Annotated in this window: 25 protein-coding genes; 5 read left to right on the top strand and 20 right to left on the bottom strand. The window is 64.2% G+C overall.

Going from position 1 to position 23,696, the window contains the following annotated elements:
* Positions 1 to 439 precede the first annotated feature (439 nt).
* Together amn and BM154_RS21855 are read right to left on the bottom strand one after the other, a co-directional pair.
* On the bottom strand, positions 440 to 1,915 hold the full coding sequence (gene amn, locus BM154_RS21850) for an AMP nucleosidase (protein ID WP_074889476.1): 1,476 nt from the start codon (positions 1,913 to 1,915) through the stop codon (positions 440 to 442).
* Positions 1,916 to 1,986: 71 nt separating this feature from the next.
* Positions 1,987 to 3,327: an aminotransferase-like domain-containing protein gene (locus tag BM154_RS21855; RefSeq protein WP_074889478.1), complete on the bottom strand. Its 1,341-nt coding sequence runs from the start codon at positions 3,325 to 3,327 to the stop codon at positions 1,987 to 1,989.
* An 82-nt stretch (positions 3,328 to 3,409) separates the two neighbouring features.
* On the opposite strand from BM154_RS21855, the gene BM154_RS21860 reads away from it, so the two are divergent.
* Entirely contained in the window at positions 3,410 to 4,360 is a 951-nt protein-coding gene (locus BM154_RS21860; protein WP_074889481.1) for a threonine dehydratase, read from the top strand.
* A gap of 2 nt (positions 4,361 to 4,362) precedes the next feature.
* On the opposite strand, the gene BM154_RS21865 is transcribed toward BM154_RS21860, so the two are convergent.
* The 10 genes from BM154_RS21865 to rplM all read right to left on the bottom strand — a co-directional run bounded on the left by BM154_RS21865 (position 4,363) and on the right by rplM (position 11,508).
* A complete protein-coding gene (locus BM154_RS21865; RefSeq protein WP_074889484.1) occupies positions 4,363 to 5,226 on the bottom strand; it encodes a hypothetical protein in 864 nt (287 codons plus the stop codon).
* 158 nt (positions 5,227 to 5,384) lie between these two features.
* A complete protein-coding gene (locus BM154_RS21870) occupies positions 5,385 to 5,582 on the bottom strand; it encodes a CsbD family protein (RefSeq protein WP_074889487.1) in 198 nt (65 codons plus the stop codon).
* Between the two features lie 56 nt (positions 5,583 to 5,638).
* On the bottom strand, positions 5,639 to 6,004 hold the full coding sequence (locus tag BM154_RS21875) for a BON domain-containing protein (protein ID WP_074889490.1): 366 nt from the start codon (positions 6,002 to 6,004) through the stop codon (positions 5,639 to 5,641).
* 299 nt (positions 6,005 to 6,303) lie between these two features.
* A complete protein-coding gene (locus tag BM154_RS21880) occupies positions 6,304 to 6,708 on the bottom strand; it encodes a ClpXP protease specificity-enhancing factor (RefSeq protein ID WP_074889493.1) in 405 nt (134 codons plus the stop codon).
* Between the two features lie 49 nt (positions 6,709 to 6,757).
* Positions 6,758 to 7,375 carry a glutathione S-transferase N-terminal domain-containing protein gene (locus BM154_RS21885; protein WP_074889497.1) on the bottom strand — a complete coding sequence of 206 codons (618 nt, stop codon included), beginning with the start codon at positions 7,373 to 7,375 and terminating at the stop codon, positions 6,758 to 6,760.
* Positions 7,376 to 7,562: 187 nt separating this feature from the next.
* Positions 7,563 to 8,345: a cytochrome c1 gene (locus BM154_RS21890; RefSeq protein ID WP_074889500.1), complete on the bottom strand. Its 783-nt coding sequence runs from the start codon at positions 8,343 to 8,345 to the stop codon at positions 7,563 to 7,565.
* On the bottom strand, positions 8,345 to 9,571 hold the full coding sequence (locus tag BM154_RS21895) for a cytochrome b (RefSeq protein WP_074889503.1): 1,227 nt from the start codon (positions 9,569 to 9,571) through the stop codon (positions 8,345 to 8,347). Before BM154_RS21895 ends, BM154_RS21890 begins: the two co-directional genes overlap by 1 nt.
* Positions 9,568 to 10,164 carry a ubiquinol-cytochrome c reductase iron-sulfur subunit gene (gene petA, locus BM154_RS21900; protein WP_074889506.1) on the bottom strand — a complete coding sequence of 199 codons (597 nt, stop codon included), beginning with the start codon at positions 10,162 to 10,164 and terminating at the stop codon, positions 9,568 to 9,570. The genes BM154_RS21895 and petA overlap by 4 nt, the downstream gene beginning before the upstream one ends.
* A gap of 508 nt (positions 10,165 to 10,672) precedes the next feature.
* Entirely contained in the window at positions 10,673 to 11,065 is a 393-nt protein-coding gene (gene rpsI / locus BM154_RS21905; RefSeq protein ID WP_013789890.1) for a 30S ribosomal protein S9, read from the bottom strand.
* 14 nt (positions 11,066 to 11,079) lie between these two features.
* Positions 11,080 to 11,508 carry a 50S ribosomal protein L13 gene (gene rplM / locus BM154_RS21910; protein WP_013789889.1) on the bottom strand — a complete coding sequence of 143 codons (429 nt, stop codon included), beginning with the start codon at positions 11,506 to 11,508 and terminating at the stop codon, positions 11,080 to 11,082.
* Between the two features lie 246 nt (positions 11,509 to 11,754).
* Between rplM and BM154_RS21915 the strand changes: the two genes are divergently transcribed.
* Positions 11,755 to 12,792 (top strand): NADP(H)-dependent aldo-keto reductase, encoded by a 1,038-nt coding sequence (locus tag BM154_RS21915; protein ID WP_074889510.1) that lies wholly within the window; start codon positions 11,755 to 11,757, stop codon positions 12,790 to 12,792.
* Positions 12,793 to 12,967: 175 nt separating this feature from the next.
* On the opposite strand, the gene nfi is transcribed toward BM154_RS21915, so the two are convergent.
* A complete protein-coding gene (gene nfi / locus BM154_RS21920) occupies positions 12,968 to 13,675 on the bottom strand; it encodes a deoxyribonuclease V (RefSeq protein WP_074889513.1) in 708 nt (235 codons plus the stop codon).
* A gap of 129 nt (positions 13,676 to 13,804) precedes the next feature.
* On the opposite strand from nfi, the gene BM154_RS21925 reads away from it, so the two are divergent.
* On the top strand, positions 13,805 to 14,815 hold the full coding sequence (locus BM154_RS21925; protein WP_074889516.1) for a GlxA family transcriptional regulator: 1,011 nt from the start codon (positions 13,805 to 13,807) through the stop codon (positions 14,813 to 14,815).
* Between the two features lie 72 nt (positions 14,816 to 14,887).
* Here the strand turns inward: BM154_RS21925 and zapE are convergent, their stop codons facing one another.
* The 3 genes from zapE to BM154_RS21940 form a co-directional block, all read right to left on the bottom strand.
* Positions 14,888 to 15,982 carry a cell division protein ZapE gene (zapE, locus tag BM154_RS21930; protein ID WP_074889519.1) on the bottom strand — a complete coding sequence of 365 codons (1,095 nt, stop codon included), beginning with the start codon at positions 15,980 to 15,982 and terminating at the stop codon, positions 14,888 to 14,890.
* A gap of 150 nt (positions 15,983 to 16,132) precedes the next feature.
* Complete coding sequence (locus BM154_RS21935; RefSeq protein WP_074889522.1) at positions 16,133 to 17,482, bottom strand: tryptophan--tRNA ligase; 1,350 nt, start codon at positions 17,480 to 17,482, stop codon at positions 16,133 to 16,135.
* Positions 17,483 to 17,544: 62 nt separating this feature from the next.
* Positions 17,545 to 18,174 (bottom strand): alpha/beta hydrolase, encoded by a 630-nt coding sequence (locus BM154_RS21940; RefSeq protein ID WP_074889524.1) that lies wholly within the window; start codon positions 18,172 to 18,174, stop codon positions 17,545 to 17,547.
* Between the two features lie 180 nt (positions 18,175 to 18,354).
* Between BM154_RS21940 and BM154_RS21945 the strand changes: the two genes are divergently transcribed.
* A complete protein-coding gene (locus BM154_RS21945; protein ID WP_074889527.1) occupies positions 18,355 to 18,795 on the top strand; it encodes a Z-ring associated ZapG family protein in 441 nt (146 codons plus the stop codon).
* Between the two features lie 87 nt (positions 18,796 to 18,882).
* A complete protein-coding gene (locus BM154_RS21950) occupies positions 18,883 to 19,518 on the top strand; it encodes a TetR family transcriptional regulator (protein WP_139225505.1) in 636 nt (211 codons plus the stop codon).
* A 534-nt stretch (positions 19,519 to 20,052) separates the two neighbouring features.
* Here the strand turns inward: BM154_RS21950 and azu are convergent.
* From azu to livM, 4 genes are all read right to left on the bottom strand, one after another.
* Positions 20,053 to 20,502: an azurin gene (gene azu / locus BM154_RS21955; protein ID WP_074889531.1), complete on the bottom strand. Its 450-nt coding sequence runs from the start codon at positions 20,500 to 20,502 to the stop codon at positions 20,053 to 20,055.
* 321 nt (positions 20,503 to 20,823) lie between these two features.
* Positions 20,824 to 21,552, bottom strand: coding sequence for an ABC transporter ATP-binding protein (locus BM154_RS21960; RefSeq protein ID WP_074889534.1), 729 nt, complete (start codon positions 21,550 to 21,552; stop codon positions 20,824 to 20,826).
* Positions 21,549 to 22,421: an ABC transporter ATP-binding protein gene (locus BM154_RS21965; protein WP_074889536.1), complete on the bottom strand. Its 873-nt coding sequence runs from the start codon at positions 22,419 to 22,421 to the stop codon at positions 21,549 to 21,551. The genes BM154_RS21960 and BM154_RS21965 overlap by 4 nt, the downstream gene beginning before the upstream one ends.
* Positions 22,418 to 23,692 carry a high-affinity branched-chain amino acid ABC transporter permease LivM gene (gene livM, locus BM154_RS21970; protein ID WP_074889539.1) on the bottom strand — a complete coding sequence of 425 codons (1,275 nt, stop codon included), beginning with the start codon at positions 23,690 to 23,692 and terminating at the stop codon, positions 22,418 to 22,420. The genes BM154_RS21965 and livM overlap by 4 nt, the downstream gene beginning before the upstream one ends.
* Positions 23,693 to 23,696 lie beyond the last annotated feature (4 nt).

Raw genomic sequence — 23,696 nt, forward strand, 5'->3', positions numbered from 1 at the left:
CTGACGACGCCAATCGCCCCTTCAGGAGGCCGAGTGGAATCGTTGTGGAGAGGGTTGAGCGACATGGATGTCGCGAGAGCCGCGATGGGCCAAGGATGGCCCTTCGCGGCGAGCCCTCGGAACAATGATGAAGCGAGGGAACCCCGGCGAAGCCGGGGCCGTATGTCGGGGCTAGACCTTTTGGTTACTTTTGGGGCAATGCCAAAAGTAACCCGCTCGTCAGAGCGGAACCGAGCATATAAACAACTCGGTAATGCTGGCGGACTCATGTCGGTACGGGCGGGGACGCCCAGTCCATGCCCGTGATTTTTCGCGGGCATGGCCCGCTCCCACAGATAATCACCAGCCACCCTAACGGGGGGCGAACGGTCGCTTTCGCCACTTAGCTGCCAAATTCGACGAACCTGGGCTGAAAGAACAGGCTTTCAACGAAATGGCCTCAGCGGAACGGCGGCTCGTCGAAGCTGCGCAGCTTGCGCGAGTGCAGCGAGTTGAGCTGGCCACGCAGCAAGTCCAGCGCGGCGATGCCGATGTGCAGGTGCTGGGTCACCGCCCGCTCGTAGAACGCCCCCGCCGCGCCCGGCAACTTGATCTCGCTGTGCAGCGGTTTGTCCGACACGCACAGCAAGGTGCCGTACGGCACGCGCAGGCGATAGCCTTGCGCGGCGATGGTGCCGCTTTCCATGTCCACCGCCACCGCTCGCGACAGGTTGATCAGCGGCCGTTCCTGGGCCCAGCGCAGCTCCCAGTTGCGGTCGTCGTAGGTCAGTACGGTGCCGGTGCGCAGGCGGCGCTTGAGGTCGTCACCACGCTCGCCAGTCACCTGGGCAGCAGCATCCTGCAGCGCCTGCTGCACTTCGGCCAGGGCCGGCAGCGGGATGTGCGGCGGCAGCACGCGGTCGAGAATGCCGTCGCGGCGCATGTACGCGTGGGCCAGCACGTAGTCGCCGATGGTCTGCGACTGCCGCAGGCCGCCGCAGTGGCCGATCATCAGCCAGCAATGCGGACGCAGCACGGCCAGATGGTCGGTGATGTTCTTGGCGTTGGACGGGCCGACGCCGATGTTCACCAGGGTGATGCCATCGCCATCGGCGGCCTGCAGGTGGTAGGCCGGCATCTGGTAACGGTGCCAGACCACGGTCTCGATGATCGCCTGCATCTCGCCTTCCGGCATGCCGCGGGAAATGACGATATTGCCAGGCAGCACCATACGCTCGAAACGCGACTCGGCATTGAGCATGTCCAGGCCATGGCGGATGAACTGGTCGACGTAGCGGTGGTAGTTGGTCAGCAGAATCCACGGCTGCACATGGCGCCAGTCGCTGCCGGTGTAATGCACCAGGCGGCGCAGGGAAAAGTCCACCCGCGCGGCGTCGAACAGCGCCAGGGGCAGCGGGTCGGTATTCTCCCAGTCGTAGAGGCCGTCGGCAGTGCCATCGGTGGCCGCCGACAGGTCGGTGCTGGGGAACACCCGCGCCAGCTCGGCGGCGGTCACCCCGGAGCCGGCAAGCTCGTCGCCCTGCTCCACCACGTAGGGATAGGGAATGTACTGCTCGCTGACCCCGACCTCGACGGTCAGGGTGAAGTCCGCCATCAGCGGCTGCAGCTGCTCGAGCAGGTACTTACGAAAGGCCGCCGGATGGGTGATGGTGATGCTGTAGGTACCGGGTACCTGCACCTTGGCGTAGGCGCGTACGGTGGTCGGCACTTCGCCCTGGCAATCGTAGGTCAGGCGCAGTTCCGGGTAGCGAAACAGCTCCTGCTCCTCGGCACCGGGGCGCACGCGGTCTTTCAGATAGCGCTTGAGCGCCTGGCTCAGGCCCTCGGTGGCACGCTGGTGCAGCGCGGCCAGGCGGTCAACGGCTTCTTCGGCAGTGTTGACGACGATAAAAGCGCCGTCTGTAGAAAGGGACATGCACGGTTCCTTATCGTGAATTTCACGGATCATAGCTGACACTTATTACTGTCGGGGTGCAAGGGGCGCGCTCATAACGGCCAGGCCTCGGCGATGCGCTCCAGCGCCTGCTTGAGTTCGGCGCGGCTACGCGCGGCGGCCAGGCTGATGCGAATCGCACTGGCCTGGGCCGCGCCGACGGCGAAGACTTCGGCCGGCACCACCTCGACACCCGCGGCCCGACAGGCCAGCACCAGCTCGGCACTGTGCGGCGCGTGCAGCCACAGGTGCGGCGCCACCTCGCGGCCGGTCGGCATGCGCGGGCCCAGCACGCGGGCCGCCAGGCGCCAGCGCTGCTGCAATTCTTCCCGTTGCCAGGCCAGCTTGCGGGCGGCGGTGCCGTCCTCGATCCATTCGCAGGCCAGTGCCAGGCACAGCGGCGAAACAGCCCAGCTGGTGGCATGCCCTTGGGGGTCGATGCGCTTGAGCAGCGCCTGCGGCCCCTGCATGAAACCCAGGCGTAGGCCCGGCGCCACGGTTTTCGACAGGCTGCTGACCAACAGGCTGCGTGCCGGCACAGCGGCAGACAGCGGCGCCTGCTCGCCCAGCGCGCCGTATACGTCGTCCTCGATCAGCCAAAGGCCATGGCGCTCGATCAGCTCGGCGATGCGCTGGCGGCGCTCGCCATCCATGCTGCTGCCGGTGGGGTTCTGCAGGCAGGGGGTAAGCACCAGCCCCCGGGCTCCGGTGGCGCGTACCTGGCGGTCGAGATCCTGGGGAAGAATGCCGCGCTCATCCATCGCCACGCCATGCAGCGGCAGCCTGAGCTGGCGTGCGGCGGCCTTGATGCCGGGCGCGGTGAAGGCTTCGGCAAGCACCGGATCACCCGCCTCGCAGAGTGCCAGCAGCGCCGCCGATACACCCTGCTGGGCACCGGCACAGAGCGCCACCTGGGACGGCGGTGTATGCACGCCACGCAGCTGCAGCAACTGGCTAACAGCCACCCGGCCACGCTGCTCGAGCTCGGCCGGCGCATAGGCCTGCAGGGCATCGAGGCGACCATCGGCAATCAGGCGCTGCAGGGTGCGCGACAGGTCATCGCTGCCGCCATCATGCACCGGCACATTGGTCGACAGGTCGATGCCATCGGCCGGCAACCGTGGCTGCTTGAGGTGAAACAGGCTGGCCTCGTGGCTATCGGCCAACACGTAGGTGCCGCGCCCGACCTCGCCGGACACCAGGTGCCGCCGCGCCGCCTCGCGGTACGCCTGCATCACCGTGCTCGGGTTGATGCCCAGCGCCCAGGCCAGGCGCCGTTGCGGTGGCAGCCGTTCGCCGGGCTTGAGCTCGCCCTTGCCGATGGCTCCGGCAATCGCCTCGACCAGCGCCAGATAGGTGGGCAGCGCACTGCCCTGGAGGTCAGGTAGCCACATTGCTTGCCATGCAATATAAAGATTTACCCATACAATGCCCGAGCCGTAGCATCGGGTCAAAGCCTCTCTGGAGCACCACCCGATGTTCGATCTCATCGCCCTGCGCCAAGCCGTTACCTTGATTCGCCCGAGCGTTCCGGCAACGCCGCAGTTCGCCTGGCCGCTGCTGGCCGAACGGCTGGGCTGCGAGGTGTGGGTCAAGCATGAGAACCACACGCCGACCGGCGCCTTCAAGGTGCGCGGCGGGCTGGTCTACGTGGATGCCCTGCTGCGCCGTGAGCCAGCCGTCAGCGGGCTGATCTCGGCCACCCGCGGCAACCATGGGCAAAGCATGGCGCTGGCCGCGCGCCAGGCCGGGTTACCCATCGTTATCGTCGTGCCGCACGGCAATGCCCGGGAAAAGAACGCCGCCATGGCGGCGCTGGGCGCCGAAGTGATCGAGCATGGCCGCGACTTCGACGAGGCCCGCGCCCGGGCCGCCGAACTGGCCGCCCAGCGCGGCCTGCACTTCGTACCGTCGCTACATGCGGATCTGATCCGCGGCGTGGCCACCTATGCCCTGGAGCTGTTCGAGGCGGCGCCGCCACTCAAGCGCATCTACGTGCCTATTGGCCTGGGCTCGGGCATTTGTGGGGTGATCCGTACCCGCCACCTGCTGGGCCTGGGGACCGAGGTGATCGGCGTGGTGAGCAGCGCCGCCGACGGCTACGCGCAGAGTTTCGCCGCCGGACGCATCATCTGTACCGACAGCGCCGACACCATCGCCGATGGCATGGCCTGTCGCATGCCGCAGCCCGAAGCGCTGGAAATTATCCGCGCCGGTGCCGCGCGCATCGTGCGGGTCGACGACGAAGAAATCCGCCAGGCGATGCGCATCTACCACGAAGACACCCACAACCTGGCCGAAGGCGCCGGTGCGGCTGCCCTGGCGGCATTGATTCAGGAGCGCGAGATCAATCGCGGCGAGCGCGCCGCGGTGGTACTCAGCGGCGCCAACGTCGATCGCGCGGCGCTGGCGGCGATCCTTGCCTGAACCTAGACGCTGATCGACAGCGCCGCGCCGATCGACAGGGACATGCCGCCGCCGGCCATCTGGCCAGCGGCCTTGTCGACCTCGGCCAATTGCTTGCTGATGCCGTCAATGAGCTTCTTGCTGTCTTCGTCCGGCTTGGCGGCCAACTGCGAGCGAACCATGGCAAGCAGCTGCTTGAGCTGGGCAGCCACCTTCTTCAGCTCCTCGCCATCGGCCCGGCGCTGGCGCTCGTTGCGCTCGTTGCGGGTGGCCTGGGCCTGTTCGCCGGCCGGCTCTTCGCTGGCCCCCGCCTCGTCGCTCTGCTCGGCGTCTTCACCGACGGCTTGCTCGACGGCCTCGGTATCAACCGCAGGTGCGTCAGCCTCGACCGGCGCAGCTTCGCTAGGCCCCTCGACGGTGGCCGGCGCCTGAGCAGTAGCGGCCTCGCGCTCGCCAGTCGCGCCCTGGGCCGCAACAACCGACAGGTTGCCGCCACCGGACGCTTCCTGCAGTACCGCGGCAGCCTGCCCCAGCTCCTGGGCCAGTTGCTTGAGTTGGCGCAGCGCACCCTTCGCCCCTGCCGGCCCAAGCGACACGACCAGCTGCTTGAGCATCTCGATGCGCTTCTTGATGTCTTCCAGCTTCTGGCGCGCCGCCTCCTTGCGCGACTCCTGCTGCCTGGCCTGCATCTCGCGCAGCTTGCCAAACGCCTCACGCATGCTCTGCGCGCGCTTCTGAGCATAAGCGCTGAGGGTAACGGTAACCGAGGGCTGTTGCTCGGGCTCGCCGGCAGTCCTGGCCGGAGCGCCGGCCTCATTGCCCAGGCGCGCGGGCGCAGCCTTAATCGGCGGTACGGCGCTGGCGCCGGTAGTAGTGATGGTCGACATGCCACGTCCTGTGTCTGACGAGTGTGCCCAGGGTATCGGCCTCTGGGTGGCGAACTTGAAGCAGCGCCGCGGCGGCAGGCTGCTCTGACGCTGCATAGCAAAAAGCCCCGGCACGGGGCCGGGGCTTTTAGAAACGGTGGCGTAACGCCTGTGGCGAGTCAGTACTTGCTACGGAAATCGTGCAGTTCTTCCTCGGCCTTTTCCTTGGTCCAGCCATAACGTTCCTGCAGCTTGCCAGCCAGGTATTCGCTGTGGCCTTCGGCGACATCCACGTCGTCATTGGTGAGCTTGCCCCAGCGCGCCTTGATGTCGCCCCCGAGCTGCTTCCACTTACCTTTGATGATGTCCGAATTCATGATTCATTCTCCTGCTGTCGTGGAAAGGCAGGCCGTGCGGCCTGCCGAACACATGATCAGTCGGCAGCTTTCAGGCCGTCAGCGGAAACCGCTTGAACGCCTTTGATTTCTTTGGCCTTGGCAACAGCCAGGTCACGCTCGGCTTCGGTTTTCACTACGCCGGACAGGGCGACCACGCCTTTGTTGGTCTCGACCTTGATGTCCAGAGCGCTGAGGCCGTCGTCAGCCAGGAAGGCGGATTTGACCTTGCTGGTGATCCAGGTGTCGGACACGGCTTCTTCAGCCTTGTCCATCGAGTTGGCAGCCAGCATGGTTGGCTGGGTGTTGCTGTAGGTATCGGCGAAAGCGGTACCCGCCACGGACAAGCTCAGGGCGGTCGCAGTGATAGCGGCAAAAGCGAACTTATTGATTGGCTGTTTCATGGGCAACACTCCTGTTTCATTCAAATTCGCCACATCCAACTTCAGGACTGTGGCTTCCCAATGAATATCGCAAGTGCTGTGCCAGCTTTTTTGAATAGAAAAATGCTTTATTTATCAATAGGTTGACGGATAACTTAAATTCCGTTTTCCGTGCAAAGTGCATGTTCAAGCGTAACGGCTCAGGCAGATTGCACGAAATGCCCAAATGCTATCACCCAGGTGGCAATTGCTGTGCCGCGGAATAGAAAATGCCGGTCATCAGAGACCGGCATTGGGGTATCGCGCAGCGGCACAGAGATCTATTTGACGACCTTCAGGCTGGGCCGCCCGCTTGGCCGCGGTGGCTCGTCGTCGGGCGGCGTCTGCTCGTCTTCGACCTCGCTCTGTACAGGCGGCGGCTCCTGGTCGAAGACCATGCCCTGGCCGTTTTCCCGCGCATAGATCGCCAGTACGGCGGGCGCCGGCACGTGCAGGCTGTGAGCCACACCGCCAAAACGACCCTCGAAGCTGACCGCGTCATTGTTGAGGGCCAGTTCACGCACGGCGGTAGGCGACACGTTGAGCACGATCTGCCCGTCGCTGACGAACTGGCTCGGCACCTGCACGCCGGGGTACTCGGCGTTGACCAGCAGATGCGGGGTGCAATCGTTGTCGACGATCCACTCGTACAGCGCGCGAATCAGATAAGGACGACTGGAGTTCATCAAACCTCCTGAACATGGCGCGCTAACTGCGGTGCGCCAGAAAAATGGGTCAGCGCATGTCTCGTTCGACAGACGACAGGCTGCGGCGAAAGCTTTCGCGCGCGAACTGCCTGTCCATGTAATCGAGCAGCGGTTTGGCCGGCCTTGGCAATTCGATCCCCAGTACCGGCAGGCGCCAGAGAATCGGCAACAGGCAGCAGTCTACCAAGCTCAGCTCGTCGCTGAGAAAAAATGCTTTTTCAGCAAACAACGGCGACACCCCGGTCAGGCTTTCACGCAATTCCTTGCGCGCCTGCACGCGGGCCGCCTCCTTGCTGCGCGCATCGAGAATCAGGTCGACCAGCGAGCACCAGTCGCGCTGGATGCGGTGCATCAACAGCCGCGTATTACCCCGCGCCACCGGGTACACCGGCATCAGCGGCGGATGTGGGTAACGCTCCTCCAGGTACTCCATGATCACAGTCGGCTCGTACAGCGCCAGGTCACGGTCGACCAGGGTCGGCAGGGTCGCGTAGGGGTTGGCTTCCAGCAACTTGTTGGGGAAGCGGCCCTGCTCCACGTCGATGATTTCCACAACGACGCTCTTCTCGGCAAGCACGATGCGCACGCGGTGAGAGTAGTGGTCGGCAGCGTCGGAATAACAGGCCAACCGGTTGGTCGCAGCCAAGGCGATCCTCCAGAGTCGTGAAACGTGAACACGCCGGGAACGCTGTCGCAGCGACGGCTCCCGGGTGCCCATGGGATGAAATCCCAGGGCATAAAAAAGCCCGCGCAGTGCGCGGGCCGAGCATGATACCGGAAGCGGCCCTCGCTGGCCGTTGAAAAACGTAGGCGAGGCAGCCGGCAGGTAGTTTCTAATGCACGTCTTTCCAGTATTCGCGTTTGAGCAGATAGGCGAATACGAAGAAGAACGCCAGGTAGATCAGTACATAGGTGCCGATGCGCCGCATGTGCAGCTTGTTGGGGTCGGCCGAATAAGCCAGGAAGGTCACCAGGTTGCGCACCTTGTCGTCGAAAGCCTGGGGGCTGAGCTGGCCGCTGTTGGGCTCGAGCACCAGCTGGTCGCAGGCCTCGTGGGTCAGCGGCGTGCCGGTCAGCGGGTCGTACTGCTTCTTGCCACCGTCGACCACCTGCACCTGCTTGCAGCCCATGTACTGGCGGCCCTGCAGCTTGCCCAGCACATTGGGCATGCCGACGTTGGGGAACACCAGGTTGTTGGCGCCCAGTGGCCGCGCCGGATCGTCATAGAAGGTGCGCAGGTAGGTGTACAGCCAGTCGTTGCCACGCACCCGGGCAACCAGGGTCAGATCCGGCGGCGCGGCGCCGAACCAACGCTTGGCGTCCTCGGGCTTCATGCCGATGTTCATGTGGTCGCCGATCTTGGCGCCGGTGAACACCAGGTTGTCCATCATCTGCTGTTCGGACACGCCGATGTCCGCGGCAACCCGCTCGTAGCGCTGGAACTTGGCGCTGTGGCAGCCCATGCAGTAGTTGGCGAAGGTGCGCGCGCCATCCTGCAGCGCAGCCTTGTCGGTCAGGTCGATATCGGCCTCGTCCAGCGCCATGCCGTGGCCACCGGCGGCCAGGGCGAAGGCAGGCAGTAACGCGACCACACATGCAGCAAATAGCTTTCTCATCAGCCGGTCACCCTTTCAGGAACGGGTTTGGTCTTTTCCATCCTGGTGTAGAAGGGCATCAGGATGAAGTACGCGAAATACAGCGCCGTGCACAGTTGCGACAGCAGCGTACGGCCCGGGGTGGGCGGCAGGACGCCGAGCACGCCGAGGATGACGAAGGACACGCAGAACACCAGCAGCCAGAGCTTGCTCAGCCAGCCCTTGTAGCGCATCGAACGCACCGGACTGCGATCCAGCCAGGGCAGCACGAACAGCACGGCGATGGCGGCGCCCATGGCGATCACCCCCATCAGCTTGTCGGGGATGGCGCGCAAGATCGCGTAGAACGGCGTGAAGTACCACACCGGGGCGATGTGTTCGGGGGTCTTGAACGGATTGGCCTGCTCGAAGTTGGGCTTCTCGAGGAAATAGCCGCCCATCTCCGGGAAGAAGAACACCACGAAGCAGAACACGAAAAGGAACACCACCACACCGACGATATCCTTGACCGTGTAGTACGGGTGGAAGGGAATGCCGTCGAGGGGGATGCCGTTCTCGTCCTTGTACTTCTTGATGTCGATGCCGTCCGGGTTGTTCGAGCCGACCTCGTGCAGCGCCAGGATGTGCAGCACCACCAGGCCGAGGATGACGATCGGCAGGGCCACCACGTGCAGGGCGAAGAAGCGGTTGAGGGTGATGCCGGAGATCAGGTAGTCGCCGCGGATCCACTCGGTCAGCGCATCGCCGATGTAGGGGATGGCGCCGAACAGCGAGATGATCACCTGGGCGCCCCAGTAGGACATCTGCCCCCAGGGCAACAGGTAACCCATGAAGGCCTCGGCCATCAGCATCAGGTAGATCAGCATGCCGAAGATCCACACCAGCTCGCGGGGCTTCTGGTAGGAGCCGTAGAGCAGGCCGCGGAACATGTGCAGGTAGACCACGATGAAGAACGCCGAGGCGCCGGTCGAGTGCATATAGCGCAGGATCGCGCCGTGGGGCGTATCGCCGGTGCGCACGTCACGCATGATGCCCTCGACGGAGGCGAAGGCGGCGTCGGCGGTGGGCGTATAGCTCATGGTCAGCCATACGCCGGTGAGCAGCTGGTTGACCAGCACCAGCAGCGCCAGGGAGCCGAAGAAGTACAGGAAGTTGAAGTTCTTCGGCGCGTAGTATTTGGCCAGGTGGTCGTTCCACATCTTGGTGGCCGGGAAGCGCGCATCCACCCACTCCATCAATTTGCTCATCCTGCTTGCTCCTGATCCACGCCGATGATGATCACGTCAGCCGACTCGTAGCTGTGCGGCGGCACCGGCAGGTTCAGCGGTGCCGGTTGCGACTTGTAGACTCGCCCGGCGAGGTCGTAGCGCGAGCCGTGGCACGGGCAGAAATAGCCGCCTACCCAGTTCTCGCCAAGATCTGCGGGGGCCACTTCGGGGCGAAACGACGGTGAGCAGCCCAGGTGCGTGCACAACCCGACCAGCAGGAGGATTTCCGGCTTGATCGAGCGGGTCTTCGGGTCGACGTAACCCGGCTGCACCGAGTGCTGGGAGTCGGCGTCGGCCAGCTGCCCTTCGATCCGGGTGAGGTTCGCCAGGATCGTTTCGGTGCGCCGCATGATGAACACCGGCTGGCCCCGCCACTCGGCCACCATCTGCTGGCCCGGCTCGATCTTGGCGACGTTCACCTTGACCGGTGCCCCGGCGGCCTTGGCCTTGGCACTCGGGTACCACGACCCCACAAACGGAACTGCAGCCCCCACCGCCCCGGCGGCCCCAACCACCGAAGTGGCTGCCACCAGAAAGCGACGCCGGCCCGCATTCACGCCGTCATTGCTCATTCAGTCGTCTCCCATCGGCTTTCCGGCCTGTTGTTCAGGCCTCTAATAAGTAAGTGTTGGTCGCGCGCAGCAGCGGCCGGAGGATGATCGAAGCGTCGCACGTACGCCACTCGACCCGCCTTGCAGATCATGGCCAGAGGCGCAGCCATTGGACGCTCATCAAGCACTTTACCCCACAGCCTCAGCCGGCCGGCCCGCGCAGGTCGACCTGCGGCCACGGGCGTAAAGACGCTGGAAGTCACGGCGGACAGGCGCTACTGCAACCCGGCGCGAGATTCGCACAGGCCGCCGGGACGACTCATGACGCGCATCAACGAAGCGGTGGGTAGCAGGCTCATGCCAACACAGGCAGAGCAGGCGATAGATAGGAAGTCTGGAGAGGAAACGAAAAACGGCCGGGCGCCTCACCGCCTCTTGCAACGGTCCGCAGGGCGGCGGCAAAAATGACCGGCCATAAAAAACGCCCAGCTCCGTGAGGAAACTGGGCGTTTTCGAGTACAGCAGCGAATTAACGCTTGGAGTACTGAGGACGCTTACGCGCTTTACGCAGACCGACTTTCTTACGCTCGACTTCACGAGCATCGCGGGTCACGTAGCCTGCTTTACGCAGGGCCGGACGCAGGGTCTCGTCGTAGTCCATCAGAGCGCGGGTGATACCGTGACGGATCGCACCAGCCTGACCGCTCACACCACCGCCGATGACGGTAACGTAGATGTCGAACTTCTCGACAGTCTCGGTCAGCTCCAGCGGCTGGCGAACTACCATGCGGGCAGTTTCACGACCGAAGAAGGTGTCCAGGGTGCGGTTGTTGATGGAGATCTTGCCAGTGCCCGGACGCAGGAAAACGCGTGCGGTTGCAGTCTTGCGACGGCCAGTGCCGTAATTTTGAGTCGCCGACATAATGAACTATTCCGTTAAATCTTCAGTTCTTGAGGCTGCTGAGCAGTATGAGGGTGAGCAGCGCCCGCATAGACTTTCAGCTTACGGTACATGTCGCGGCCCAGCGGGTTCTTCGGCAGCATGCCTTTAACCGCGGTCTCGATCACGCGCTCAGGGGCCTTGGCGATCAGCTTCTCGAAGTTGATCGACTTGATGCCGCCCGGGAAACCGGAGTGGGAGTAGTACATTTTGTCGCTGGTTTTAGCGCCAGTCACACGTACCTGCTCGGCGTTGATGACGACGATGTAGTCGCCGGTGTCAACGTGAGGGGTGTACTCGGGCTTGTGCTTGCCACGCAGACGGCTCGCGATTTCTGTAGCCAGACGACCCAGGGTCTGACCAGCAGCGTCAACGACGAACCAGTCGCGTTTTACTGTTTCCGGTTTAGCGGTAAAAGTTTTCATTCTTTATAGCCTCAGGGGCCGCCCAGCAAAAATAGACGGCGGATCTTACTGAATAGTGCGTACTTTGACAAGTCAAAGGCAGCCGGATGCGGGCGCTATCGGGGGCTCGGGTCAGCGCGTCCGCGTACGGCAAGATTCTTCGGCAGGCGGCGCATCACTTCCACCGCAGAAAGAGGAGGCGGATTATCCTGATTGCGAAAAAAATTTCAACCTGCTTGTATGGGCCTTTTGTCAGAGGACGCTCCAATGGAATACCGCCAGCTCGGCCGAACCGATCTCAACGTCAGCGCCCTGTGCCTGGGCACCATGACCTGGGGCGAACAGAACGATGGCAGCGAGGCGTTCGCGCAGATCGACCGCGCCAAGGCCCGGGGCATCAACTTCATTGACACCGCCGAGATGTACCCGGTGCCGCCGCGTGCCGAGACCTACAGCAAGACCGAGCAGATCATCGGTGACTACTTCAGGCAACGCGGTGACCGTGCCGACTGGATCCTGGCCAGCAAGGTCGCCGGCCCCGGCAACGGCATCACCCATATCCGCGACGGCCAGCTCAAGCACAACCGCCAGCACATCGTCGCCGCCCTGGACGCCAGCCTCAAGCGCCTGCAGACCGACTGGATCGACCTCTACCAGCTGCACTGGCCGGAACGCCCGACCAACTTCTTCGGCCAGCTCGGCTACCAGCACCAGGACAGCGACTCCACGCCGATCGAGGAAATCCTCGAGGCGCTGGACGAGCAGGTCAAGGCCGGCAAGATCCGCCACATCGGCCTCTCCAACGAGACGCCGTGGGGCACCATGAAATTCCTGCAGCTGGCCGAAGCGCGCGGCATGTCCCGGGTGGTATCGGTGCAGAACCCCTACAACCTGCTCAACCGCAGCTACGAAGTGGGCATGGCCGAAGTCTCGATTCGTGAGCAGTGCGGCCTGCTGGCCTACTCACCCCTGGCCTTTGGCATGCTCTCGGGCAAATACGAGAACGGCGCCCGCCCTGCCAATGCACGGCTGAGCCTGTTTAGCCGCTTCCAGCGCTACAACGGCGCCGAGACCGTGGCCGCCTGCTCGCGCTACGTGGCCCTGGCCCGGGAGCACGGCCTGGATCCGGCGCAGATGGCCCTGGCGTTCGTCACCAGCCGCCCGTTCGTGACCAGCAACATCATCGGCGCCACCTCGCTGGAGCAGCTGGACGCCAACCTGGCGAGCAGCGAGCTGAAGCTCAGCGATGCGGTACTGGAAGGCATCGAGGCGATCCACAAATCGCAACCCAACCCGGCGCCGTGATTTTTAGGGGTTAGGGATGGTGGTGGGTTAGCACCTACGCGGCCCACCCACACCATCTGTGGGAGCGCGCCATGCGCGCGAATCGCGGGCATGGCCCGCTCCCACAAGAGCAGGCCGTAGGATGGGTCGGGCCGCGTGGGCGAGAACCCATCACCTCGACCATCCGCCCTCCTGCCTACAACAGCTTCGCCCCCTTGGTATCGCGCCGCGAGGCCAGCCGATCCGCCAGGCGCGTCGGCTCCGGCAGCCGATAGCCTCTATCCCAGCTCAACACCAACTCCGCGGCCTTGTGCATGCTCACCCGGTTGCCCGGCGAGACGATCAGCGGCCGCACCTTGCGCTTGCTGCGCAGTACCCAGCCGATCTGCCGGTTCTGGCGGTCGAGCAGCTCCACCTTGTCGCCGCGCTCGTCACCCAGTTCGCAGTGATGCCCGGTGAGGATCTTCTTCGCCACGCCGATGGTGGGCCGGCCGGTGACCACCCCCAGGTGCGCGGCAATCCCCAGGCCACGGGGGTGGGCGATGCCATGCCCGTCGACGACGATCAGATCCGGCTCCTGGGGCAAGCCGGCCAGGGCCGACAGCAGGGCCGGCAACTCGCGAAACGACAACAGCCCCGGCACGTAGGGCATGCTGGTGGGAATGCGCGCCACGCATTCGGCAATCGGCTGCAGGGTTTCGGCATCCAGCAGGATGGCCGCGGCGCGGGTGATTTCGCCGCCCTCCTCGAAACCGACATCCACCCCCGCCAGCAGGCGCAGCGGCGGGAAGTCATCCTCCAGGCGCACCTGCTCGGCCAGCTGCTTCTGCAGGACTCGCGCCGCGGCAGGCGTGCCATCCCACTCGGCGAACGGCGAAGCGGCCAACTCGGAAAAACTGATCATCACGCTATATCCCCCAATCAGACTTGCAAGACCGGACTGGACGCAGGCGGCATAAAATAAGACGATTCAGCCGCACGCTGACGGCTTTACCCTCAAGCCGATCCAATCACTCGAATAAGAACAACAGCCATGCCCAGCCCGTCATCCCCGCTCACGCGCGTGAGCATCCTCGCCACGCCCGGCGTATTCGCTTCGACCCTCATGCAGGCCAGAGATTTCTTTCATATGGCCGGCTTGCGCCACGGCAAGCAGCAGGGTCTGGGCCTGGTGCCGACCTTCGAGGTGCGCCTGGTCAGCCCGGACGGCCTGCCGGTTACCAGCTTCAGCGGCGTGCAGCTGCCGGTCGACGGCCCGCTCGACGATGAGGCCCAGCTGATCATCCTGCCGGCCTTCTGGGACGACTACGACGCCCTGTGCAGCCGCTACCCGCAGGTGTTCGACTGGCTGCGCGCGCGCCATGCCGCCGGCGCCAGCCTGTGCGGCGAAGCCAACGGCGCGTTCTGGCTGGCCGCCAGCGGCCTGCTCGACGGCAAGGAGGCGACCACCTGCTGGCGCTTCTTCGGCGAGTTCGCCACACGCTTTCCGGCCGTGGCCCTGAACCAGGACAAGCACCTGACCGACGCCGACAACCTCTACTGCGTGGCCGGCCCGACCTCGGCCTGCGACCTGTACATCTACCTGATCGAGCGCTTCTGCGGCACCAGCGTGGCGCAGGGCGTGGCCCGCGACATCCTCTACGAGGTCAGGCGCAGCTATACCCCCGGGCGCATCGGCTTTGGCGGCCAGAAGCAGCACCAGGACACCAAGATCCTGCAGATCCAGCAGTGGCTCGAGGAGCACTTTGCCGAGCGTTTTCGCTTCGAGGACGTGGCCCGCGACCACGGCATGAGCATCCGCAACTTCATGCGCCGCTTCCATGCCGCCACCGGCGACAAGCCGCTGTACTACCTGCAGCGCCTGCGCATCGAAACCGCCAAGGGGCTGCTGTCGTCGTCGCCGAAGAGCATCAAGGCGGTCAGCTATGAAATTGGCTATGACGACGCCAGCTTCTTCGCCCGTCTGTTCCGCAAGCACACCGGGCTGTCGCCCAACCACTACCGTCAGCAGTTCCAGCAGCAGGCGCAGCCGCCCGCCAACTGAAACGAAAAAAGGCCGCACGCCGTGCTTCCGGTCAGGAAGCGGGCATGCGGCCTTTGCCGTTGTGCGCGCCGATCAGGGCTTGTGCGGGCGCGACAGGAACTCGTGGGACTGCATTTCCAGCAGGCGGCTCAGGGTGCGCTGGAACTCGAAGCTCAGGCGCCCGCCAGTGTACAGATCCTTGAGCTCCACCTCGGCGGAGATGATCAGCTTGACGTTGCGGTCGTAGAACTCGTCCACCAGGTTGATGAAACGCCGCGCCATGTCTTCCTTGGCCACGCTCATCTGCTCGACGTTGGAGAGAATCACCGAGTGGAAGATCTTGCCCAGTTCGATGTAGTCGTTCTGGCTGCGCGGGCCGTCGCACAGCTCGCGGAAATCGAACCAGCCGACGTCGCCGCCAACCCGCCGCGCGACGATGGCGCGGTTCTCGATCATCAGCGATTCGTTTTCCTGCACGCCGGTGTTTTCGTGCAGCAGGCTCTTGAAGCTCTTTTCCAGGCTCTGCTCGGCTGCCTCGCCCAGCGGGAAGTGGAACAGCTCGGCCTGCTCCAGGGCGCGCAGGCGGTAGTCGATGCCGCTGTCGACGTTGACGATCTCGGTGTGCACCTTCAAGAGCTCGATCGCCGGCAGGAAGCGCGCGCGCTGCAGGCCGTCCTTGTAGAGGCCGTCGGGCACGATGTTGGAGGTGGCCACCAGGGTCACGCCGTTCTTGAACAGCTCTTCGAGCAGGGTCGCCAGGATCATCGCGTCGGTGATGTCGGAAACGAAGAACTCGTCGAAGCAGATCACCCGGAACTGCTCGGAGAAGCGCTTGCCGATCACAGTCAGCGGGTTCTTGACGTCCTTGAGGGTGCGCATCTCTTCATGCACGCGCTTCATGAAGCGGTGGAAGTGGGTGCGCTCCTTTTCCTTGAACGGCAGGGCATCGAAGAAGGTGTCGACCAGGTAGGTCTTGCCACGGCCGACGCCGCCCCAGAAGTACAGGCCCTTGACCGGGGTGACGGCCTTCTTGCCGAACAGCTTGCCGAGCACCCCGGGCTTGCTGCGCTCGTCGGCGACCAGCTCGTCGTACAGGCGCTGCAGGTGGCGCACGGCCTGTTCCTGGGCGGCATCGTGAAAGAAGTCCGGACGTTTGAGGTCGGCCTGGTAGCGTTCGAGCGGAGTCATAGTGCGAAAACCGGGCAAATGAAGCGGGGGCGACACTTTAACGACGCCCCCGTGGATTGGCAAATAGGCCCTCTAGCCAAGGGCAGCGCAGGCGCCGGGCGGATGCTCCGCCCGGCGCACAGGCTCAGACCGCGACGCGCGGCAATGGTGTCAGGCTTCTTCCGGCGCCAGGGCGTCCCGCAGGCGGGCGATGGCCGCCTCAAGCGCAGCGGCATCGGCGAAGGCAGGGCTTTCGCCGACCAGCTGGTCGTCCAGCCATACTCCGAAGGTGTTGCCCTGGGCGCGGATGTCCAGCGGCTCGCCGCCTTGCAGGCGCTTGCTGGCCTGCCCCGCCGCCTTGCCGTCAGCGAAGGACGACGACAGCAGCAGTTGCTCGCCGTCGGCATCCAGCAGGCGGAAGCGGAAGCTGCCGTCCTCGTCGCGGAAGCTGACGAAGCGGGCGCGCTTGGCGGCCTTCTTCTTGCTGCCTGCGGCAACCTGCACCTGCTCGCGGAACGAGCGCAGGCCCACCGCTTCGCGCAGCTCGCCAAGGAACGGGGTGGCGGTCTTGCGCGCTTTGGCAGCACCGGCCAGCAGGATGTCCTCCAGCTCCGCCGGCTTGGCGATCAGCGCGTGGTAGCGCTCACGGGCCTCGCCCAGTTCGGCATCCAGCAACTCGAAGAGCGCCTGCTTGGCTTCGCCCCAGGCCAGCCCGCCGAGCAATGCGGCGCGGAAATCCGCCTGCTGGGTTGGTGCGGCAAAGGCCTGGTAGAGGGTGAACAGGTGCGAGTTGTCCGGATCCTTCGCCTCGCCGGGCTGGCGGGAGTCGGTGACGATGCGCGCCACGGCGTCCTTGAGCTGCTTGGCGCTGCCGAACAGCGGGATGGTGTTGTCGTAGCTCTTCGACATCTTGCGACCGTCGAGGCCCGGCAGGGTGGCGACGTCCTCCTCGATCACCACCTCAGGCAGCTTGAACAGGTCCTTGCCCTGGCCGAACAGGTGGTTGAAGCGCTGGCCGATATCACGGGCCATTTCCACGTGCTGGATCTGGTCGCGCCCCACCGGCACCTTCTCGGCGTTGAACAGCAGGATGTCCGCGGCCATCAGCACCGGGTAGCTGAACAGGCCCATGGTCACGCCGGCATCCGGGTCTTCGCCGGCTTCGAGGTTCTTGTCCACCGAGGCCTTGTAGGCGTGGGCGCGGTTGAGCAGGCCCTTGCCGGCCACGCAGGTCAACAGCCAGCACAGTTCGGTGATCTCCGGGATGTCGGACTGGCGGTAGAAGGTCGCCCTGTCGGTATCCAGGCCCAGGGCCAGCCAGGTCGCGGCGATTTCCAGGCGCGAACGCTGGATGCGCGCCGGGTCATCGCACTTGATCAGCGCGTGGTAGTCGGCCAGGAAGTAGAAGGAATCCATGTCGGCGCGGCGGCTGGCGACGATGGCCGGGCGAATCGCGCCCGCGTAGTTGCCCAGGTGCGGCGTGCCGGTGGTGGTGATGCCGGTGAGGATGCGAGTGGTCATGTTCAGGTTCGCTTTACGTGGACCAACTTGAGGATCTGGCGCGCCAGGCGGCGCGCGGCAGATCAGAGGCGAGGCAGCAGCAGATCCTTGAGATCGGTCAGCTTGCCGTGAAAAAAGTGGCCGCATTCTGCCACTTTCAGCAGTTCATGGGCACGCCCGAGGTTGGCGGACCAGTCATAGACCAGCTGCGGCTCGACCACCTCGTCGGCATCCGGCTGGATCACCACCAGCGGGCAACGCTCGGCCGCCGGGTTGTCGCCGCCCAGGCGCATCACCGCCGGGGCGATCATGAACAGCTTCGCCACCTCGATACCCTGCTGTTCCAGGCGCGCGCCAAGGCTGGCCGCCACGAAACCACCAAAGGAAAACCCCAGCAGGGTCAGCGGCAGATCCGGGTAACGCGCGCGCAGCCAATGGGCGACTGCCTCGGCATCATCCACTTCGCCGCTGCCCATGTCATGGCTGCCGGCGCTGGCACCGACGCCCCGGTAATTGAAGCGCAGGGTGTGGTAACCGGCATCGCGGGCGGTGCGCTGCAGGGTCGACACCACCTTGTTGAGCATGGTGCCGCCCTGCACCGGGTTGGGGTGGCAGATCAGCGCGACGCCGCGCGCCTCGTCGACGTCCAGGCAAAGGGCTTCGAGCTGGCCACTCGGGCCATCGATCATCATGGGGGTTTCGCGGATCAGCAACAGTGAACTCCGTGACCTCGAATCGGGTCGACTCGTCGAACGATGCAACCGGGCCGCAGCACGCGTCGTGCCGGGCAGCCGGGCAAACACCTAAACACCTTCGCCTACACGCACTTAGCGGTGTACAGCGCAGGTTCCAGCCGTTAACGTAAAGCAAAGCCGTTTAGAGAGGAAGGACTCGTGGAACAGACGCTCACCGCCTGGTTGCTACCAGCGCTTACCCTGGTCGCTGGCATCGCCATCGGTTTCCTGATCGCTCGTCTTGCGCCCAACGCCGCACCCAGCCGCACCCAGCGCCAGCTGGACGAAATGCAGGAACGTTTTGAGGCCTACCAGAACGAAGTGGTCACCCACTTCAACACCACCGCCAATCTGGTCAAGAAACTGACCCAGAGCTATCACGACGTTCAGGAGCACCTGTCCCACGGTGCCGATCGCCTGGCCCTCGACGAAGTGACCCGCCAGCGCCTGCTCGCCACCCTGCACGCCGAGCCGAGCAGCGACAAACGCGAGCGCCTGACGCCGCCGCGCGACATGGAAATCCCCAAGGATTACGCGCCCAAGAGCGACGACGTGCCGGGCATGCTCGATGAGGGCTACGGCCTGAAGAACCGCTACTGAGCCCGGTAGCCGTAGTACCCCAAACCCCGCCCCTTGGCGGGGTTTTGTTTTAGGATGGTGCCTCGCCCCCGACAAGGACGTGATGTCATGCCAGCACGCCAATCACACCACCCCACTCGCCAGGCATTGATGGACGCCGCCCGCGCGCTGCTGGACAGCGGCCGGGCTTTCAGCAGCCTGAGCCTGCGCGAGGTGGCGCGCGCCGCTGGTATCGTGCCCACCGGTTTCTACCGTCACTTCAAGGACATGGACGCCCTGGGCCTGGCCCTGGTGGCCGAAGTGGGCGAGACCTTCCGCACCACCCTGCGCCAGGTGCGCCACAACGAGTTCGAGCTGGGCGGCATCATCGATGCCTCGGTGCAGATATTCCTGCGCGCCGTGGAACAGCACCGCGGCCAGTTCCTGTTCCTCGCCCGTGAACAGTTCGGCGGCTCGCTGCCGGTGCGCCAGGCTCTGGCGACCTTTCGCGATGACATCGCCGAGGACCTGACCAGCGACCTGAGCCTGATGCCCAAGCTGCAGCACCTCGACGAAGCGGCGCGCAGCATGCTGGCTGACCTGGTGGTAAAGACGGTTTTCGCCACTCTGCCCGAACTGATCGACCCGCAGACCGCCGCCCTGCCCGCCCACCGACGGCCGGAAACCAAGATGATCGAACAGCTGCGCTTCATTCTGATCGGCGCCAAACGCTGGCGTGGCCTCAGCGCCAGCGACAAGGGCTGAACACGCAGTCGCACCCTGAGCAAAAAACGACCAGCCTCCGTCAACGCCCGTGATTCGCGGCCTGGGCGGTGATTCGCGCATCTTATCCACAGCGTGCTCCACACCTTCCGTGGACAACCTTTCCTCAGGCGCCCTTCAAAGCACTGAAATCATTGAAGTAATTGTTGACGCAGCGATGTTTTTTGGCACCACTTTGAACTGATCAAATAACGAACAACCGCCTGCACACACCGCTATTGGTGGCCTGCAGCCAGGCATGCTCACCTTATCCACAGCACTGCGCACCGTAACCGGGGAAAAGTTGATAACCGTCCGCTCTGCTCACCTAATCCCTTGCTTGCAAAACGATATGGGCATTGATCAAAAATAGCGCGACGCCCTGCAGGCCACGTCGGCGCAGCGCTGCACGGCCTTTTGCACATGAACGATACAGGCTTATCAACAGGGTCTGTGGGTAACCAGCTCAACTTTCTGATTTTCATGGACAAATAAAAAGGCCGCTGACAAGCAGCGGCCTTGAGATGAAGACGGGCATCAGTCGACCAGGGTCAGCGCACCTTTCATCAACGCGGCATGGCCGGGGAAGGAGCAGAAGAACTGGTAGGCCTCGGCAGCATCCAGCTTGCTGACGTCGAAGGTCACCGAGTCGGACTCGCCGCCACCAATCAGCTTGGTATGGGCAATCACCCGGGCGTCATCTGCTTTCAGGTAATCCTTGTCGACGCCGGCTGCGATGCTGTCGGCGCTGATCGCCTGCACGTCGGCAGTCTTGGCCACGACCAGGTTATGGCCCATCACGTGCTTGGGCAGGTTGCCGACGTGCTTGAGGTCGATGGTGAAGGTCTTGCAGCTCTTGCTGACCTTGATCTCCTTGGTGTCGAAGGTCATCTGGTCGGTGGAATGCACTTCCACCGAGCATTCGGCAGCCAACAGCGGCGCACTGACCAGGGCTAGCACGGAGGCGACGACAAACTTGCGAATCATGGGAGTCTCCTTGGCAGTAAGAATGTTCACAGGCTGCAGGTTGCCCTATCGAGCGGCTATTTCCCATGACCTGAGGCAACACACCGCAGTTGATCCAGGAAAGCTATCGAGGCGATCCACACAAATGAGCGGCCGTGCGGGCGAGCGCCCCCTATCCTGGGCCCAGGTTCGCAAGGAGAAACACCATGAGCATCATCGATAGCCTGCAGCACTGGTTTGCCGCCTATGCCCAGGGCGCCAGCGGCTGCTCCAGCTAGAGCGCAGCAGAAAATAAACGGCCGCGACCGGCGCTTCTGCCAGGTCGCGGCCACGTCGCTTCGGTTAGTGCCCGCCCAGGTAGGCGTTGCGCACTTCCTGGTTGCCGAGAAGCTCCTGCCCGGTGCCGGTCATGCGGATTTCCCCGGTGACCATCACGTAGGCGCGGTCGCTGAGGCGCAACGCGTGGTTGGCGTTCTGCTCGACCAGGAAGATGGTCATGCCGGTCTGCGCCAGCTCACGCAGGGTGGCGAAGATCTGCTTGACCACGATGGGCGCCAGGCCCAGCGACGGTTCGTCGAGCAGCAGCAGCCTGGGCCGGCTCATCAATGCCCGGGCGATGGCCAGCATCTGTTGCTCACCGCCGGACATGGTCATCGCCCGCTGGTTGCGCCGCTCCTTGAGGCGCGGGAACAGCTCGAACATGCGCTGCATGTCCTCGTCGGCATGGGTGGTGCCGACCGGGATGGTGCCCATCAGCAGGTTCTCTTCCACGCTCATGTCCGGGAACACCCGGCGCCCTTCCGGCGACTGGGCGATGCCGTTGGACGCCACGAAGTGTGTGCTCTTGCGGGTGATGTCTTCGCCGCGGTAGAGAATCTGCCCGCCGCTGGCCCGTGGCTGGCCGAAGATCGACATCAGCAGCGTCGATTTACCCGCGCCGTTGGCGCCGATCAGGCTCACCGTTTCGCCGGGGTTGATGTGCAGGTTGACCTTCTTCAGCGCCTGGATCTGCCCGTAATGCACGTCAACGTCCCTGAACGCCAGCAGCGGTGCCCCATTCACATCGCTCATGCCACTTCCTCCTCATCCGCGCCGAGGTAGGCGGCGATCACTTTCGGGTCGTTCTTGATATCGTCCGGGCCGCCCTGGGCGATTACCAGCCCATGGTCGAGGACGATGATGTGGTCGCTGATGCTCATCACCATGCCCATGTCGTGCTCGATCAGCAGCACGGTCAGGCCGTGCTCGTCGCGCAGCAGGCGGATGATCTTGCTCAGCGCGTGGGTTTCCGATGGGTTGAGGCCGGCGGCCGGTTCGTCCAGACAGATCAGCTCCGGGCCGGTGCACATGGCGCGGGCGATTTCCAGGCGGCGCTGCTGGCCGTAGGAAAGCTCGCCGGCCAGGTGGTTGGCCTGCTCGACCAGATCGACCACTTCCAGCCAGTAGAAGGCGGTGTCCAGCAGCTTGTTCTCGGCGCGCCGATAACCGGGCGTATTGAGAATGCCCTTGATCAGGCTGCGCTCGGCGAGCATGTGCTGGGCCACCAGCAGGTTTTCCAGCACGGTCATTTCCTTGAACAGGCGAATGTTCTGGAAGGTGCGCGCCAGGCCTGCACGGTTCACCAGGTGGGTGCCGCCAAACATCTTGTACCAGAGCCGCGAGCCGAATTGCGCCGGCTTGATGAAGTCGTCGGCCTGGAACGGCTCGCCGAGAATCTGGATCACGTCGGTCTGCCGGCCCTGGGCGTTGAGCATGATCTTGCCGCCGGTGGCCGAGTAGAAGCCGGTCAGGCAGTTGAACACAGTGGTCTTGCCGGCACCGTTGGGGCCGATCAGCGCCGAGATGGAATGGCGCTTGATCGAGAAATTGACGTCGCTGAGCGCCTTGATGCCACCGAAGTGCATCATCAGGCCGTCGACCGAGAGGATCCTGTCACTCATGGCGCGACTCCTTTACGCGGGGCGATGCCGATGCGGTTGATGCGAATCAGCCCGCGCGGTCGCCAGATCATCATCAGCACCATGAGCATGCCGAACAGCAGCACGCGGTAGTCGGCGAAGCTGCGCAGCAGCTCCGGTGCGATGGTCAGCACGAACGCGGCGATCACCACGCCCACGGTCGAGCCCATGCCGCCGAGCACCACGATGGCAAGGATCAGCGCCGACTCGAAGAAGGTGAACGAGGTCGGGTTGACGAAGCCCTGATAGGTGGCGAAGAACACCCCGGCGATACCCGCAGTCGACGCACCGAGCATGAAGGCCGAGAGCTTGACCAGCACGTGGTTCAGGCCCATGGCGCGGCAGGCGATCTCGTCCTCGCGCAGCGCTTCCCAGGCGCGGCCCACCGGCATGCGGGTCAGGCGGTGCTTGACGTAGAGCACCAGCAGCACCACCAGCACCAGCACCGCGTAGATGAACAGAAACTTCATGTTGGGGTTGTAGGCCACGCCAAAGAACTCGTGGTACGGCACGCCGCCGTCCTTGGCGCGGCGGGCGAACTCCAGGCCGAAGAAGGTCGGTGATGGCGCGCTCATGCCGTTGGGGCCGCCGGTGACTTCCAGCCAGTTGGTCAGCACCAGGCGGATGATCTCGCCAAAGCCCAGGGTGACGATGGCCAGGTAATCGCCGTGCATCCTCAGCACCGGAAAGCCCAGGATCATCCCGGCGAAAGCGGCCATGACCGCCGCCAGCGGCAGCAGGCTCCAGAAGCCCAGGCCCAGGTACTCGTAGCCCATGGTCAGGCCGTAGGCGCCGATGGCGTAGAAGCCCACGAAACCCAGGTCGAGCAAGCCGGCAAGGCCGACCACGATGTTCAGGCCGAGGCCGAGCAGCACGTAGATCAGGCCAAGGATGATCACCGTCAGCAGGTACTTGTTGGCGAAGAACGGGAAGATCAGCGCCAGCAGGATCAGCCCCGGGATGATCCAGCGCATGCGCGACACGTAACCCGGAGGCTGCACGCCGACGCCGCCACCGGAGCGCTCGAAGCCCTCCAGCACCACACGCCCGCGGGAGGTCTGCAGGAACAGGCTGAGCAGCAAGCGGCCGATCATTACCGCACCGACCATCCAGGCCACGCGGTCGAACTGCGGGGTGAAGTCGTAGCCCTTGAGCACCACGCCCACCACCGGGCCGAACACGATCAGGGCGATCAATCCGGCCATCAGCGCATCGACCAGGCTCTTTTTCACATCGATAGAAGTCGTACTCACGGCA

This window comes from Phytopseudomonas argentinensis, from assembly GCF_900113905.1.
GTDB classification, from domain to species: Bacteria; Pseudomonadota; Gammaproteobacteria; order Pseudomonadales; family Pseudomonadaceae; genus Aquipseudomonas; species Aquipseudomonas argentinensis.